The organism is Staphylococcus lloydii, from assembly GCF_015775975.1.
Classification (GTDB): Bacteria; Bacillota; Bacilli; order Staphylococcales; family Staphylococcaceae; genus Staphylococcus; species Staphylococcus lloydii.
Genome location: NZ_CP064056.1, coordinates 2,039,761 through 2,054,353 on the forward strand (window position 1 = coordinate 2,039,761; position 14,593 = coordinate 2,054,353).

General features: G+C 32.9%; 15 protein-coding genes. 8 read left to right on the plus strand and 7 right to left on the minus strand.

Annotated elements, in window-relative coordinates; genetic code table 11:
• Positions 1 to 123: 123 nt before the first annotated feature.
• On the minus strand, positions 124 to 1,422 hold the full coding sequence (locus ISP08_RS10030) for a DEAD/DEAH box helicase family protein (RefSeq protein ID WP_195718539.1): 1,299 nt from the start codon (positions 1,420 to 1,422) through the stop codon (positions 124 to 126).
• An 83-nt stretch (positions 1,423 to 1,505) separates the two neighbouring features.
• Complete coding sequence (gene fakB1, locus ISP08_RS10035; protein ID WP_195718540.1) at positions 1,506 to 2,369, minus strand: fatty acid kinase binding subunit FakB1; 864 nt, start codon at positions 2,367 to 2,369, stop codon at positions 1,506 to 1,508.
• A 235-nt stretch (positions 2,370 to 2,604) separates the two neighbouring features.
• On the opposite strand from fakB1, the gene ISP08_RS10040 reads away from it, so the two are divergent.
• On the plus strand, positions 2,605 to 3,249 hold the full coding sequence (locus ISP08_RS10040; RefSeq protein WP_195718541.1) for a YigZ family protein: 645 nt from the start codon (positions 2,605 to 2,607) through the stop codon (positions 3,247 to 3,249).
• Between the two features lie 83 nt (positions 3,250 to 3,332).
• Here ISP08_RS10040 and ISP08_RS10045 read toward each other — a convergent pair whose 3' ends face one another.
• Positions 3,333 to 4,382, minus strand: a complete 1,050-nt coding sequence (locus ISP08_RS10045; protein WP_195718542.1) for a glycosyltransferase family 4 protein — start codon at positions 4,380 to 4,382, stop codon at positions 3,333 to 3,335.
• 385 nt (positions 4,383 to 4,767) lie between these two features.
• Between ISP08_RS10045 and gdpS the strand changes: the two genes are divergently transcribed.
• From gdpS to pepT, 4 genes are all read left to right on the plus strand, one after another.
• Positions 4,768 to 5,838: a GGDEF domain-containing protein GdpS gene (gdpS, locus tag ISP08_RS10050; RefSeq protein WP_048792576.1), complete on the plus strand. Its 1,071-nt coding sequence runs from the start codon at positions 4,768 to 4,770 to the stop codon at positions 5,836 to 5,838.
• Between the two features lie 178 nt (positions 5,839 to 6,016).
• Positions 6,017 to 6,778, plus strand: a complete 762-nt coding sequence (locus ISP08_RS10055; RefSeq protein ID WP_195718543.1) for a threonine/serine exporter family protein — start codon at positions 6,017 to 6,019, stop codon at positions 6,776 to 6,778.
• Between the two features lie 19 nt (positions 6,779 to 6,797).
• On the plus strand, positions 6,798 to 7,292 hold the full coding sequence (locus tag ISP08_RS10060; protein WP_195718704.1) for a threonine/serine exporter family protein: 495 nt from the start codon (positions 6,798 to 6,800) through the stop codon (positions 7,290 to 7,292).
• A 12-nt stretch (positions 7,293 to 7,304) separates the two neighbouring features.
• Positions 7,305 to 8,546 (plus strand): peptidase T, encoded by a 1,242-nt coding sequence (pepT, locus tag ISP08_RS10065; RefSeq protein ID WP_195718544.1) that lies wholly within the window; start codon positions 7,305 to 7,307, stop codon positions 8,544 to 8,546.
• 213 nt (positions 8,547 to 8,759) lie between these two features.
• Here the strand turns inward: pepT and ISP08_RS10070 are convergent, their stop codons facing one another.
• From ISP08_RS10070 to ISP08_RS10080, 3 genes are all read right to left on the minus strand, one after another.
• Positions 8,760 to 9,881 carry a glycerate kinase gene (locus ISP08_RS10070; protein WP_195718545.1) on the minus strand — a complete coding sequence of 374 codons (1,122 nt, stop codon included), beginning with the start codon at positions 9,879 to 9,881 and terminating at the stop codon, positions 8,760 to 8,762.
• A gap of 244 nt (positions 9,882 to 10,125) precedes the next feature.
• Positions 10,126 to 10,446: a bacillithiol system redox-active protein YtxJ gene (gene ytxJ, locus ISP08_RS10075; protein WP_048792572.1), complete on the minus strand. Its 321-nt coding sequence runs from the start codon at positions 10,444 to 10,446 to the stop codon at positions 10,126 to 10,128.
• A 132-nt stretch (positions 10,447 to 10,578) separates the two neighbouring features.
• Positions 10,579 to 11,472, minus strand: coding sequence for an EMYY motif lipoprotein (locus ISP08_RS10080; protein WP_048792571.1), 894 nt, complete (start codon positions 11,470 to 11,472; stop codon positions 10,579 to 10,581).
• Between the two features lie 119 nt (positions 11,473 to 11,591).
• Here ISP08_RS10080 and ISP08_RS10085 point away from each other — a divergent pair, with 119 nt between their 5' ends.
• The 3 genes from ISP08_RS10085 (at position 11,592) to ISP08_RS10095 (ending at position 13,492) form a co-directional block, all read left to right on the plus strand.
• Entirely contained in the window at positions 11,592 to 12,116 is a 525-nt protein-coding gene (locus tag ISP08_RS10085; protein ID WP_195718546.1) for a GrpB family protein, read from the plus strand.
• 97 nt (positions 12,117 to 12,213) lie between these two features.
• On the plus strand, positions 12,214 to 13,164 hold the full coding sequence (gene murB, locus ISP08_RS10090; RefSeq protein ID WP_048792569.1) for a UDP-N-acetylmuramate dehydrogenase: 951 nt from the start codon (positions 12,214 to 12,216) through the stop codon (positions 13,162 to 13,164).
• A 13-nt stretch (positions 13,165 to 13,177) separates the two neighbouring features.
• The gene (locus ISP08_RS10095) at positions 13,178 to 13,492 is read left to right on the plus strand and encodes a CHY zinc finger protein (protein WP_195718547.1); all 315 of its coding nucleotides are present in this window, start codon (positions 13,178 to 13,180) and stop codon (positions 13,490 to 13,492) included.
• Between the two features lie 114 nt (positions 13,493 to 13,606).
• Here ISP08_RS10095 and nrdF read toward each other — a convergent pair whose 3' ends face one another.
• Positions 13,607 to 14,575 carry a class 1b ribonucleoside-diphosphate reductase subunit beta gene (gene nrdF, locus ISP08_RS10100; protein WP_048792567.1) on the minus strand — a complete coding sequence of 323 codons (969 nt, stop codon included), beginning with the start codon at positions 14,573 to 14,575 and terminating at the stop codon, positions 13,607 to 13,609.
• Positions 14,576 to 14,593 lie beyond the last annotated feature (18 nt).

Genomic DNA, 14,593 nt, shown 5'->3' on the forward strand with positions numbered 1-14,593 from the left:
TTTGCTTCGTTAATTTGTACTTCTGTCCATTGAGTTCTACAACTGTCGCAAATATTCTTGCCGCTACAAAATAAGTTAGTAATATCTAATTGCTCTATAAAAGGTGCTCGACACTGCAAACATTTAGGCATCGACCCACCCCTTTTTAATTGCCAAATGATTCATATGTTTTATTTTTCTGCGCGCACATATCATAGACCAAGAAACTCCTTGATGACAAAATAAGACTAGCCCATTACATGAATGCAATTTTCTGCCTACTCTACCAGCAATTTGTATTAAAGCAGAAGTATGGAACAACTGACTTCGCAATACGATGACGTCTAGACATGCCATCGTAAAGCCTCTTTCTAAAATTGTTGTTGTAAATATCACCTTATACCTTCCTGCCCTTAAGTCAGCAATTTTTTCAAAACGTTCACCATCATTACTATAAACACAAGTTATCCCCTCTATATAGCGTCGATATATTGAGTACATTTTCTTCATATCTGTAATGTTATGAACGAATACAAGCGTTATACGATCTGCTTTGATTTGTTGTTTAAGTATTTGTAATAACGTTGGTTGTATTTTATGGGAAGGCATCTGTAAATATTTAAAAGTGGGTACTGGCAATAACTGTCGGTGATAACGTGCAGGTAATTTAATTTGCTTATGAATTGGGATTGTTTTGAGCAGTTGTTTTGGAGGTGTGGCAGTCATATAAATATGACTATATTTTTGACAAGAGGCTAGGTCGATTGCTTTCATGAGTATGGGGTCCATCGCTAATGGAAAGGCATCAACTTCATCGATAAATATCACGTCGAAATGCCTTTTGAAACGTAATAACTGTTGTATTGTCGCTACTACAAAATGACCGTTAAATTGTTGTGAATGCCCTTCATATATCACATCGATATCTTCATTTTTAAATGCATCTATTAATCTCAGACTTACTTCAATCACAACATCTACACGGGGCGACACGACTGCTACATTCAAACCGTGCTGTCTGGCATATTGAATACCATTAAATATCATTTCTGTTTTGCCCGCTCCAGTAACAGCATCAAGCAATAAATCATCTTGTGCCTTAATTGCTTCCACTATTTTAGTTGAAGCGTATAACTGTTGTTCAGTTAAAGGAAATTGCAATTGATACTGCGCGGTAGATTTTTGTTTGGTACTTGCGGTGATTATGACTGAATTCACATTATCCATGCGCCCTAACAATAAACAACGTCTACAATACGTTATCGTTTCGTTAATACACTTTGAATGGTACGAATAAAAATCATCTGCATCATTAGTACCACATTGCACACATTTCCAGAAACCTTCTTTTTTATAAACACCCTTATATTTCTTAATGATATTTTCAGTTGTAAGTTGCTGACTGTCAGTAATTAATTTTCCGTATAATTTTATAGTTATCACTCCTATAAAAAAAGACTAGCACGTATTTACTATATGAGTATTAAATTACTCATCAGCTTTTGTGCCAGTCATCAACTTAGATTCTATTCTTCTATAATATCTCTACTTACATAACCTAAACCTATGCCACCTGAACCTAAATGTGCAAGAATGACAGGTCCAAACTCAGAATATACGATTTTATATTCTGGATATTTTTGTTTCAAATCATTATATAACCATTCGGAGTCCTCTTTCTTATCTCCGCCTATAACATAAATAGTGAAAGTATCTAACGCTTTAACCTTCTCAATCACTTTATTTTCAAGTGCAAGCAATGCTTTTTTCTTTGTTCGTACTTTTTCTTCTGGGACAATTTTACCGTCATCAAATTTGAGTACGGGTTTCATTTTTAACATTGTACCAATCCAAGCCTGTGCACCAGTGATTCGCCCACTCTTTTGTAGGTTTTTCAAATCGTCTACCATTAAAAAGGCGCCTGTGTTTTCACGCATATCAGTTAAGTCATCGATGATTTCTTTAGGTTGTAAACCTTTGTTAATAAGCTCGATTGCTCTTAGTACATACGAACCTTCCACCATAGCGGCTAATTTTGAGTCAAATGTATGTACATTAACGCCTTCAACTAATTCGGCCGCTTGTGTCGCCGTCTGATAACTACCGCTAATCCCTGAAGACAGAAAAACACCGATAATATCTGTATATCCTTGATCTCGCAATTGTTCATATTTCTTTATAAACTCACCGATTGCAGGCTGACTTGTTGTCGGTATCGTCTTAGATTTCTTCATGCGCTCTTGGAATTCTGGCGCAAAGATTGTTTCATTTTCTATATAGTTATCACCGTTATCAAATGTAACACTTAGAGGAGCTATAGGTATATTATGTTTCTTTAAAATAGACTCACTCAAGTAGCTTGTAGAGTCTGTTATTACAGCTATCTTCATGTCAAACCTCCCAATGGAATTATACTTATCACAATCATACCTTACTTTCTTTTATTTTAAAATCGATTTTACATTTATTTTGATATTGCAAACAGTGTATAATAATTACACAAAAACTTCTTTGCAAAGCTATGCTTTGCATTGTTTATCACTTACACCTATTGTAAGTCATATAGCATTATATATTTCTCTACATAATTATATTAAATTTAAATAAATTACGGGTGGTCGACCAATGGAACAACAATCAATTATTACTATTAAAAAAGCACACACCATAGAAAATGATATTAGTAAATCACGCTTTATTGCTCAAATTAAGCCTGTCGAATCAGAAGAAGAGGCAAAGCAATTCATTGCAGAAGTTAAACAACATCACAAAGAAGCGACTCACAATTGTTCAGCATATACTGTTGGAGATAATATGAATATACAAAAGGCAAATGATGACGGTGAACCTAGTGGTACAGCTGGCGTCCCTATGCTTGAAATATTGAAAAAGTTAGATGTACATAACGCATGTGTCGTTGTTACGAGATACTTTGGTGGAATTAAATTAGGTGGTGGCGGCCTCATTCGCGCTTACAGTGGTGCAGTCAGAGATGTCATTCATGATCTTGGACGCGTCCAGTTATTACCGGCGATACCTACTAAAGTAACAATCGCTTACGATTTAACTGGTAAGTTTGAACATGAACTTGCTTCTACAACTTTTATTCATCGTGACACAGAATATACAGATAAAGTAAGCTATTTGATAGATGTTTTAGCTACAGAGTATGATGATTTCATTGCCTTTTTAAACCGTACGACTGCGAGTAACTTCGAAATCATCGAGGAAGATGTTAAACGCCTGCCGTTCGACATCGAAACGCCATAAAAAAATTTTGAGATTAATATGTAAGACTGCCCACTGTAAATGGGATTATTATTACACAAATTAATCTCAAAATTTATTTTTCGTTAATCTTGGTGTTCTTTTTTCTCTATTAATTTTAATAACGGGCGATATTCATCATCAATTAGACCCGTAAATTCTACTATTAATTCGATAGTGATGATAATTAAAATTAACATCATAATTACGCCCCATGATTGAGACAAATACAATATAATACTTGAAAGACTAAATAATATCGCTATTGAATAAATAAGTACAACTGTTTGTCTATGTGAGTAGCCTAATTCTAATAATTTATGATGTAAATGCGATTTATCAGCTTGCATAATATGTTGTCCTTTTTTCACACGTCTTATCATAGCGAAAAGTGTATCTATAAAAGGTACTGCTAAGATAACGATTGGGAAAAACAGTGACACAAACGTAATATTTTTAAAACCAAGTAATGATAAAAAGCCTACTATAAAGCCGATAAGTAATGCCCCACTATCGCCTAAGAAAATTTTAGCGGGGTGAAAGTTGAAACATAAAAATCCTAACAATGCGCCAATTAATACGCTACAAATCATAATGATAAAAATGTTAGCTTGTAAAATGGCGATAAAACCTATCGTTGCTAATGCGATAGCCGAAACGCCAGAAGCAAGACCATCGAGGCCGTCTATTAAATTAATGGCATTCGTAATAGCTACAATCCATATAACTGTAATTGGTACGCCTAAAATGCCAAAATGAATTGTCGGACCAATAGGTAATGAAATAAAATCAATTGTTACACCATAATAAACAACAATGAGTGCTGCAACAATCTGACCAATCAATTTAATTATTGGTTTCAAATCATATATATCATCAATTAAACCGACAAGATAGATTAATACAGAGCCAATAACTAGCGGTTTAACCTCCGTTTCAATCGGATGTCCTAACCATATTCCCAATAGAAAAGAAAACAAAATAACAGTACCGCCTAGCACAGATATTGGTTTGGTGTGTACTTTTCTATAATTGGGTTTATCTACAATATCCATTTTTTGCGATATTTTTATAATTATTGGTGTAAGTATTAAACTGACGATCATTGAGAAAATGATTAATAATAATGTATACATCAGTTCACCTTCATTATTTTAATTCTGAATATTTTCAAATCTTATTACCGATTTATTTATTAAGATACTTTCCTATTAAGTATTTTATATTTAAGTCACTAATACTGTTTGAATATTGTCATATGTACGTGTAGTATCTTAATACTCACTTAACTAATATAACTTATAAGTATTTACGAACACAAATACTTATGTAACTAGAAAAATAAAAATATTCTTAATGTCTATTATCAAATTATTTTTAGTTTAATATATTATATCATTCACAAAGTTCATTTAACACGAAAATATTGCTCAAGTTATGAAATTACAGGAATATTAATGACAAATTGTAAGTTTTCACTTACAATAACAAAGTGTCTTTTTAAAGGAGCGTAAAAAATTAATGTTTGAAGCTATTGTTTATAATATTGCAGTTACAGTGGCTGGTATTTATTTATTCCACCGGCTACAATACTCGGAAAACAAAATCATGGTTTTTTCAAAAGAATATGTATCTGTATTAATGACCATTTTAGCGTTATTACTATCAGCTTATCCTATTCCTTTATTTAATACCTATTATCTCGAATTAACTTTCGTGCCATTGTTATTTATAGGAAGGTATACGAATGCTGTCTATACAGTTGCCGCAGCGGTTATCGTGTCATTAGTGAACATTTTCATTTTCGACCATTCAATCATAAGTGGCATCATTTTAACGGTAATCGCGATTATCGTAAGTACTGTAGGTCCATTTTTAAAACAAAGCGACATCATGGCAGTACAAATTTTAAATGGTATTAGTTTAATTATCTATTTAATATTAGCTTTAATAAGTCCTTATGTTGAATTAATGGAAGTATTGTTCTTAATACCGATTTCATTCGTATTAACGTTAACTTCGTCTATTACTTTTGTTGATATTTGGCACTTCTTCTCATTGGTTAACAGATATGAGCATGAAGACAGTATCGACTATCTAACTGGATTAGGTAACGTTAAAGAGTTTGATAGACATTTAAATGAGGTCTCAAGCATAGCAGAACAAAACAACGAAAGTTTAGGTTTATTACTTATCGATATAGACGGTTTCAAAGATGTAAATGATCAATACTCTCATATGGCCGGGGACGCAGTGCTCAGACAAATGGCGCAATTGCTCATTAACTACGTCCCGCAGCATTTTAAAATTTACCGTAATGGCGGTGAAGAATTTTCAATTGTCCTTAGGGATTATACTTTAGATCAGTGCGTTAAATTAAGTGAATCAATTCGTACTGGCGTGGAACAATCGTCATTCCATTTACCGGATAAAGCAGTTATTAAATTATCCGTTTCTATCGGTGTTGGATTTTTAACAAAAGACGATTATAAATCTCAGCGCAAAGTATTTAAAGATGCAGATGATATGTTACATGTAGCGAAAAACGAAGGACGTAACCAAGTAATGTTTAATCCTATCGTTAAATTATAATTAAGGAAGCAGCAATTCATTATTTATGATATGGATTGCTGTTTTTTTAGGGTACAATATAAGCATTGAGTTTTTTAACTACTAATTAAGGTTATAACCTTGTTGTTGACTATTGAAAGTTGATGAAAGAGGTTGTAAACTTTCAATTGTTCTATTATCCAATTTGGAGGTGGCATCAATGTCCGAATCAATCACCATTATTGATGAAAATAAAGTGATTGACGTAGTGCTTATTGCAGGTAGAATACTACTTGAAAGTGGCGCTGAAACTTATCGCGTCGAAGATACAATGAACCGTATGGCCGCAAGTTATGGCCTTGAAGATACATATAGCTTTGTAACTTCCACTGCAATTATTTTTTCGTTAAATAATCGTACAAATACAAGATTAATTCGTATAAGAGAACGTACTACGGATTTGGAAAAAATTGCACTTACTAACAGTCTCTCTCGTAAAATTTCAAAAAATGAAATAACAATTGATGAAGCTAAAAATGAACTTACTGAATTACATCGTTCATCTTTACAATATTCATTTTACACACAATTTTTTGCAGCGATGATAGCTTGTGGCTTTTTCTTATTTATGTTTGGTGGCGTTGCACATGATTTTATTTTTGCAGCTATAGCCGGTGCACTAGCCTTTTTAACTTTTGGCTTCGTACAAAAATTTATTCAAATTAAATTCTTCTCTGAATTTATTAGTGCCGCAGTCGTCATTACATTTGGTGCAGTATGTACAAAATTGGGATTAGCTTTAAATCAAGATACTATAACCATTGCTGGTGTTATGCCGTTAGTTCCCGGTATTTTAATTACCAATGCAATTCGTGATTTATTAGCTGGTGAATTGTTAGCCGGTATGTCACGTGGCGTTGAAGCGGCACTTACAGCATTTGCTATTGGCGCTGGCGTTGCAATCGTATTATTGCTATTTTAAGGAGGAATAAATCATGGTTTTGTTATATTATTTAAGTCAATTTGTTGTTAGTTTCATAGCCACGACGCTCTTCTCCATTATCTTTAATGCGCCACGTCGCCTATTATTGGCATGTGGATTTGTTGGCGCCATGGGTTGGATTATTTATAAATTTACACTTGATGCGGACCTCGGTAAAGTTATGGCAGCTTTTATGGGAAGTTTAATATTAGGTGTGATGAGTCATACGATGAGCCGTCACTATAAACGACCGGTAATTATATTTATCGTTCCCGGACTTATTCCACTTGTGCCTGGTGGTTTAGCCTATGAGGCAACAAGATTACTTGTTTCAAATGACTATACACATGCTGTAAATACTTTTCTAGAAGTAACCCTCATTTCTGGTGCCATTGCATTCGGTATATTGTGTGCAGAAATATTGTATTACATATATACGCGAATCAAGCAATCTTATGGTAAAATTAAGGGCAAAACATATAAAAAATCTTATGATATAAATAACAGAGCTTAAGGGGTGCAAAAAATGAAATCAGAAATAATTGAAAGATTAAAACGATACGTCCAAATTGACACTCAATCCAATCCAGAATCAGAAAATACGCCATCAACTAACAAACAATGGGATTTATTACAGTTATTAGAACAGGAATTAAAAGATTTCGGTCTTACTACAGAATTAGACGCTAACGGTTATCTATTTGCAACGTTAGAGAGTAACGTTGCGTATGACTTACCTACAGTTGGTTTTTTAGCGCATGTTGATACGTCACCTGACTTTAACGCAACGAACGTAAATCCTCAGATTATTGAAGATTATGACGGCCAGCCGATTAAACTAGGTCATACAAATAGAGTGCTGAGTCAAGAGACCTTCCCTGCTATGCGCAAAGTTGAAGGACATACATTAATGGTTACTGATGGCACATCACTATTAGGCGCTGATGATAAAGCAGGCGTTGTAGAAATTATGGAAGCATTAAAATATTTAATTACACACCCTGAAGTAAAACATGGTCGTATACGCGTTGGATTTACACCTGATGAAGAAATTGGTCGTGGTCCTCATAAATTCGATGTCGAAAAATTCAATGCAAATTTTGCTTATACAATGGACGGTAGCGAATTAGGTGAATTACAATACGAAAGTTTCAATGCTGCTTCGGCAGTTGTGACAACACACGGCGTAAATGTACATCCTGGTTCAGCTAAAGGCGCTATGATTAATGCCATCTTACTCGGCAATCAATTTAATGCTTTGTTACCACAAAATGAAGTTCCAGAAAGAACTGAAGGATATGAAGGATTTTACCATTTAATGCAATTTAATGGGGATGTTGAACAAGCTACCCTACAATACATTATCCGTGATCACGATCGCCAACAATTTGAGATACGTAAAAAGCAAATGCTTGAAATTGCGGATAATATTAATGCGCATTACGAAGATGATCCAATACAAGTTTCAATCAATGATCAATATTATAATATGGGCGAAAAAATCGAACCAAACCCACACGTTATCGACATTCCAAAAAGAGTGTTCGCAAAATTAAATATCGAGCCTAACACCGAGCCAATTCGTGGTGGTACAGATGGTTCACAATTATCTTATAAAGGACTACCTACGCCAAATATTTTCACAGGTTGTGCTAACTTCCACGGTCCTTTTGAATATGCTTCTATCGATGTTATGGAACAAGCAGTATCCGTAATAGTTAATATTGCTGAAGAAGTAGTTCATTATTACGATGAGCAGCAATCATAAAAATCAGTCCCGTAAAGCACTTTAATACAAAAAGAAACGTCAATCGCTATCCCATTTATATAGCATTTGACGTTTCTTTTTTATATGTCCTTAATTTAGCTAAATAACTATGACAAAACCTTTTTTTCTGATTTTACTATGGTTATCTATATTGCGTACTAAAAAACCTTTAAATAATCTCATGTGTGAAATCATTTAAAGGTTTTATTTTTATTATTCAACATTAAATGGTGTTTGCAATAATTTCAAAGCTTGTACAGTATAATGTCTAATTTGAATGCCCATTTTAAAATCAGTGTAACTTTCTGGCATTTCGATGAATGTATTAAACATTGCCGTAACGCCCATCGTTTCAAACTGATCAAATTTATCGCTCGTCGCACAAACGGCAATAGCCGGTTTGTGATGTTTCGTAGCTAACTCAGCAATACGAATTGTTGTTGTTTCTAACAACTGATCGTCTTCATTAACACCTTCACCAAAAATAATTAAGTCAGCTTGTTCAATTAGTGATTCTAAATGTGTCAGTTGATCTACTAACTCATGACTCGTTAATATTTCTGCCTGATACAAATGACTTAAAAGAGAAGCGATACCGCCACCAGCGCCACCACGTTCGACTAAACCAATAGCACTATGTAACTCCCCTTTTAAAATTTCACTAAAATACCAAATTAAATTATCAATCTCAACCGCTTCTTCGCGACTCATGTTTTTCGCTTCATATATCTGCATAATTTCACTTTTCTTGCCATATAATTTACTTTCAAAATCTGACATTAATTGGAAATTTACGTCTTTTAAGCGCGGATGAATATTGGAAAAATCAACACTACGTATTTGTTTTAAAATGTGTGTACCCTGACGCGTATCTACTTCTACTGCTTCATCATCATAAAATTTAACGCCCAATGCTTGTAACATACCAGCACCGCCATCAAAACTATCAATACCACCTAAAGAGATAACGATATGTTCTGATTGGTTATCTAAAGCATCAGCAATCACTTCTCCCATGCCATAACTAGAACGTTCACGTGTAGGTTTATGACCCTTCAGGAATAAATTCCCTTCTATAACCGTCATATTATTATCTGTAATACCATAAACAGCTTCTACTTTATTCATGTCTGCATCGTGTGCCGTCACTCTATATTTCGTCCCTGATTGCCATAAAAATACTGAATCCATTAACTCATGTCGTCCATTAAACAATGGTACTTGAACGATATCAGCTTTAGGTATTTTATTAGCAATTGCTTCTTCCACATATCTATTGGCTTGATAACTTGAAATTATTCCATTAAATTCATCCATAGCTACTAATACTTTCATTTTGTCACCTCATATTTAACATAGTTACGCTTTAATTTGTTCTAACTTCTTATCCATCTATTGACCCACTAATTTATCAATTATTGGTTATTATTTGCATTAAGTTAACAGCTATCTATATTGATAAGTTCATTGTTTTATTATACATGTAGTCTCAAAATATTTCACATCAAAAGAAAAAGCTTGTTAGCCACTAAATTATTTAGTAAGGCATAACAAGCAAAGTTTTATTATTATGTGATTTTTATTCTTCTGCTTTAGCTAATGATGAAACATTAATTTGTTCATGACTAGCATTCCATATTGCTTTTCCATTTACGAAATAAAACGCTTGTGGCGATTCATGTTTCACTTGTGTTTGTTCTTCAATATAATCAGATAATTTACGCTCTTGTTGGACTACTAAATAGTATCCATCCATGTCTCTTTCATATAAAAATTTATTAAATTGGTCATATGCATTCGCTGATATTGGGCATGTTTCACTATGCTTAAACACAAAAACATATTTATTTTCATTGACGACTTGTTCAAACTGGTCAATCGAACTCAGCTTTATAGCCATTCTATTCACCTCTAAAATGATTTAACGCACTGTTACTCAATAACAGTGTGTAAGTTATAAGATATTTTCATATCAGTGCTTTCCATTATACACAAATAACTTTTTATTGTTAACCACCTATTTAAAAGTTATTTAATTGTATTTAGACTTTATTTTTTGGAATTCTTTATCGAAATCATCTTGATATTTATCTAAGTCTTTACCTTCTTTAGGTAATTGCTTGTATTCAATAGTCGATAATTTTTGACCAATATCTAAAGTCTCTTCTCTAGTTTCATAGTAATTTTGTAAACTATAATACATTTCTATCGTGTGTTTACGTGCTGCGTTAACGTGCTCATCATTAATATTCGTTTGATTCAAATCTTTAATTTGTTTATTGATAAGTGGCATGATGTCATTATTAATTGACGCCTTTATTTCTTTTGGATTTGAACTTTGTATACTCTTTTCTGCTGTCTGTTTTAATTCTTTATTATTGTCTTCAATTTTTTGGGTAATCGTTGCTACATCTTTACTATTACCCGATTTTTCAGCAGTTTTCATATTGTTTTCAACGATTGATCTATTTTTTTCAAATAGTTTGGTGTAATCTAATATGTCTTCGTTAGCTTTAATTGATTGATTACATAAATCAACAAATCTTTTAAGTTCATTCAACGCATCTATTTGTTTCTGTACATCTTTTTTATACGTTTGCTTTAATCCCTTTAACTCACTTGTCTGTGCTTTAAGATTTTTAGTTGATTTTTCGTACGCTTTTATTTTTGGTACTAAATCACTATTAATTTCATTTTGTATATCATTTATTTCTTTTTTATTTTTATCTGTAGTATCAGTCTTTCTTAATGAGTCTAATTTTTCGATATGTATTTTATTAAGTGTTTTTTTCACTTCATGTTCTTTACTTTTTGAATCACTCAGTGACGATTGAAAGTCTTTAAACTCAGCATCATGCTTATTCCCACAGGCACTTAGTATAAAAATCAGACAGGCAAATAAGATTAAACTTATGATTTTTTTCATCTTCGCACTCCTTATTACTCGTATTATACATAAACATATTTAACTTGAAAATGATATGTGATATATTATTGCAGAATTTACTAATTCCTTAACTGTATACAAAGGAGCTATGATTACATATGTATAGCACTGTTCAACCACTTATAACTTCATCTAACAATCCAGATTTTAAACAACAATATAAAGAGATTCAAGCTGTGTTATTTAATTTACTAGATTCACCCGTTAAATCTACATATCATATAGGTGGTACGAGTCATTTTAATTATGCAACTGAACCTGTTTTAGATATTTTAGTTGGTGTAAATAACTTACATGATATTACTGCTTTAGATGAAAAGCGTTTAAATTATGAAGGATTTTACAGATTACATCACTCCTATAAAAAGAAAGTCGTGATGGCAAAATTTAATAATTTAATTGATTTAAAACAAATTGTTCGTTTACATATACTACAACAAGATAGTGATATGTTTGAACAATATTTGACGGTAAATGATTACTTGTCTAATGACCCGAATGTAGCGATGTCATTTTCCCAACGTAAACAAGAAATACTAAATAATGTAGACACAATACGTTCATACGAAAACCAAAAACAACAAGTCTTCTCCAAGCTATATAAACAAATAACTACAAAATAATTTTAACTTAAAGAATTAAGTCTGGCTATTTAATTATTACTATAAATTAATGCCTTACAACTTAGCATATTTAGTTAATAGTTGCTATAATAAATAAATGAATTCATTCAGAAAGGATGTTCTAGTAGTGCATAAGGATTCTATCTTAAAAGAACTACAAGCGCTTGTTCCTGACAATATTATAAAAGTTGATGAACCGCTTAAACGCTACACCTATACAGAAACTGGAGGTAATGCAGATTATTATTTAACTCCAACTTCTAACGAACATGTACAGGCAATATTACGTTTTGCATATAAAAATGACATACCTGTTACATATTTAGGTAATGGTTCTAATATTATTATTCGAGAAGGCGGAATTAGAGGCATCGTTATTAGTTTATTGTCATTGGATCATATTGAAGTTTCAGATAATGTCATTATAACTGGTAGTGGTGCAGCTATCATTGATGTTTCACGTAAAGCAAGAGATAATTCACTTACAGGTTTAGAATTTGCATGTGGTATACCTGGTTCAATCGGAGGCGCTGTATTTATGAATGCTGGCGCTTATGGTGGCGAAGTAAAAGATTGTATTGATTACGCGCTATGCGTTAATGAACAAGGCGATCTTATTAAGTTAACAACTAATGAATTAGAATTAGACTATCGTAATAGTATTGTACAGAAACAAAATTTAGTCGTACTTGAGGCTTCATTCTCGCTTACACCTGGTGACAAAACAGAAATCCAAAGTAAGATGGATGATTTAACGGAACGTCGTGAATCTAAACAACCATTAGAGTACCCTTCTTGTGGTAGTGTTTTCCAAAGACCACCCGGTCACTTTGCAGGAAAATTAATTCAAGATTCCGATTTACAAGGTCATCGCATCGGTGGTGTTGAAGTTTCTACAAAGCATGCAGGTTTCATGGTTAATGTTGATAACGGAACTGCAACAGATTATGAAAATCTCATTCATTATGTTCAACAAACCGTCAAAGCTAACTTCGATATTGAACTCAACCCTGAAGTTAGAATAATTGGTGAACATCCAATAGATTAATAGGAGACATTGTATGGTTAAAGTATATGGTTCCACAGTAGACGATGAAACAAGATGTACGCATTATCAAACACCATTAGATGTTATTGCTATTAAATTTAAATGTTGCGATAAATATTACCCTTGCTATAAATGTCATAATGAACATGAATCACATCAAATAGTACGTTGGGGAGCAAATGAGTTCGATCAGCGTGCGATACTCTGTGGTGTTTGTAAACACGAACTTACAATAAATGAGTATATGATGACTGAAACATGTCCCACTTGTAACGCTCATTTTAACAGCCGTTGTAAGTTTCATTATCATGTTTATTTTGTCATCTAAATATAAAAAGGTTAGGCTTCCTTAAACGGATGACCTAACCTTTTTTCTTAACTAAAAAAAAAGAGACATCAAACGTGTTGTCTTGATGTCTCTGACAGTTATTCATAATTTTAGTTAGTCTTCAAAGATAAAATCTTCATCTTTTAAAGCTTCAACGTTTAACGCTAAAGTATAGCCATCGCCTTTAACTGAGAAGAAGTCATGATTTTTCGTTGAAGTATCTAACGCGTTTTCAATAATTGGGTTGAATTCACGTTCTTCAAAGTATGGTTCGAAACCTAGATTTGATAATGCTTTATTACCGTTATATCTTACATAATTTAATACATCTTCTGCAATTCCGATTTCATCGTAAAGGTCATGTGTATATGAAACTTCATTTTTATATAATTCATCAAGCAATTTATACATTTCTTGATCTGCTTGTTGTTTTTCACTTTCTGACAACTCATTGCGTAAACTTTGAGCATCCATACCAGTAAACACACCATGAATAGATTCGTCTAATAAAATTTTACGAATGATTTCTCCAGATGTTGTCATACGTCCTTGTCCAGCTAAATATAGTGGATAATAGAAACCTGAATAGAATAAAAATGTTTCTAAAAAGACACTTGAAACACGTGCCATATATTGATCGAAAATAGAGGCTTCTTTCCCCCATAACTTGTGATAGTTCTCAATAATTTTATCTGATTTAAATTTTAAATGTGGCTCTTCAATAACCCACTTATCTAATAAATAGTTCGTTTCGCTAGACGGTAGTAATGTCGTAAATATATGTGAATAACTTTTAGCATGGATTTGTTCCATCATCGCCATAAATGAATAAACGGCTTTCTTTCGTAAATCAGTCGTATGTAACATAATTAAAGGCATACCATCATCAGCTTGATGTGTATCCAATCCCGTCAAACCAGCTAATGCTTTTTTAAAAGCGTCTTTTTCGGCATCTGTTAATGTTTTCCAACTTGCGATATCTTTTGATACTTTAAATTCAGTTTCAACCCACATTTGTGAGATGTTTTGGCGCCAAAACATATTCGTCATATCTTCTTGCGTATTCCAATTGACTGCTTTCATAAGTTTAATGCTCCAATC

Excerpts from the sequence above, each read along its gene's own strand:
- fakB1 (WP_195718540.1), bottom strand. The coding sequence starts at position 2,369 with ATGAAGATAGCTGTAATAACAGACTCTACAAGCTACTTGAGTGAGTCT.
- ISP08_RS10040 (WP_195718541.1), top strand. The coding sequence starts at position 2,605 with ATGGAACAACAATCAATTATTACTATTAAAAAAGCACACACCATAGAA.
- ISP08_RS10045 (WP_195718542.1), bottom strand. The coding sequence starts at position 4,382 with ATGTATACATTATTATTAATCATTTTCTCAATGATCGTCAGTTTAATA.
- gdpS (WP_048792576.1), top strand. The coding sequence starts at position 4,768 with ATGTTTGAAGCTATTGTTTATAATATTGCAGTTACAGTGGCTGGTATT.
- ISP08_RS10055 (WP_195718543.1), top strand. The coding sequence starts at position 6,017 with ATGTCCGAATCAATCACCATTATTGATGAAAATAAAGTGATTGACGTA.
- pepT (WP_195718544.1), top strand. The coding sequence starts at position 7,305 with ATGAAATCAGAAATAATTGAAAGATTAAAACGATACGTCCAAATTGAC.
- ISP08_RS10070 (WP_195718545.1), bottom strand. The coding sequence starts at position 9,881 with ATGAAAGTATTAGTAGCTATGGATGAATTTAATGGAATAATTTCAAGT.
- ytxJ (WP_048792572.1), bottom strand. The coding sequence starts at position 10,446 with ATGGCTATAAAGCTGAGTTCGATTGACCAGTTTGAACAAGTCGTCAAT.
- ISP08_RS10080 (WP_048792571.1), bottom strand. The coding sequence starts at position 11,472 with ATGAAAAAAATCATAAGTTTAATCTTATTTGCCTGTCTGATTTTTATA.
- ISP08_RS10085 (WP_195718546.1), top strand. The coding sequence starts at position 11,592 with ATGTATAGCACTGTTCAACCACTTATAACTTCATCTAACAATCCAGAT.
- murB (WP_048792569.1), top strand. The coding sequence starts at position 12,214 with ATGAATTCATTCAGAAAGGATGTTCTAGTAGTGCATAAGGATTCTATC.
- ISP08_RS10095 (WP_195718547.1), top strand. The coding sequence starts at position 13,178 with ATGGTTAAAGTATATGGTTCCACAGTAGACGATGAAACAAGATGTACG.
- nrdF (WP_048792567.1), bottom strand. The coding sequence starts at position 14,575 with ATGAAAGCAGTCAATTGGAATACGCAAGAAGATATGACGAATATGTTT.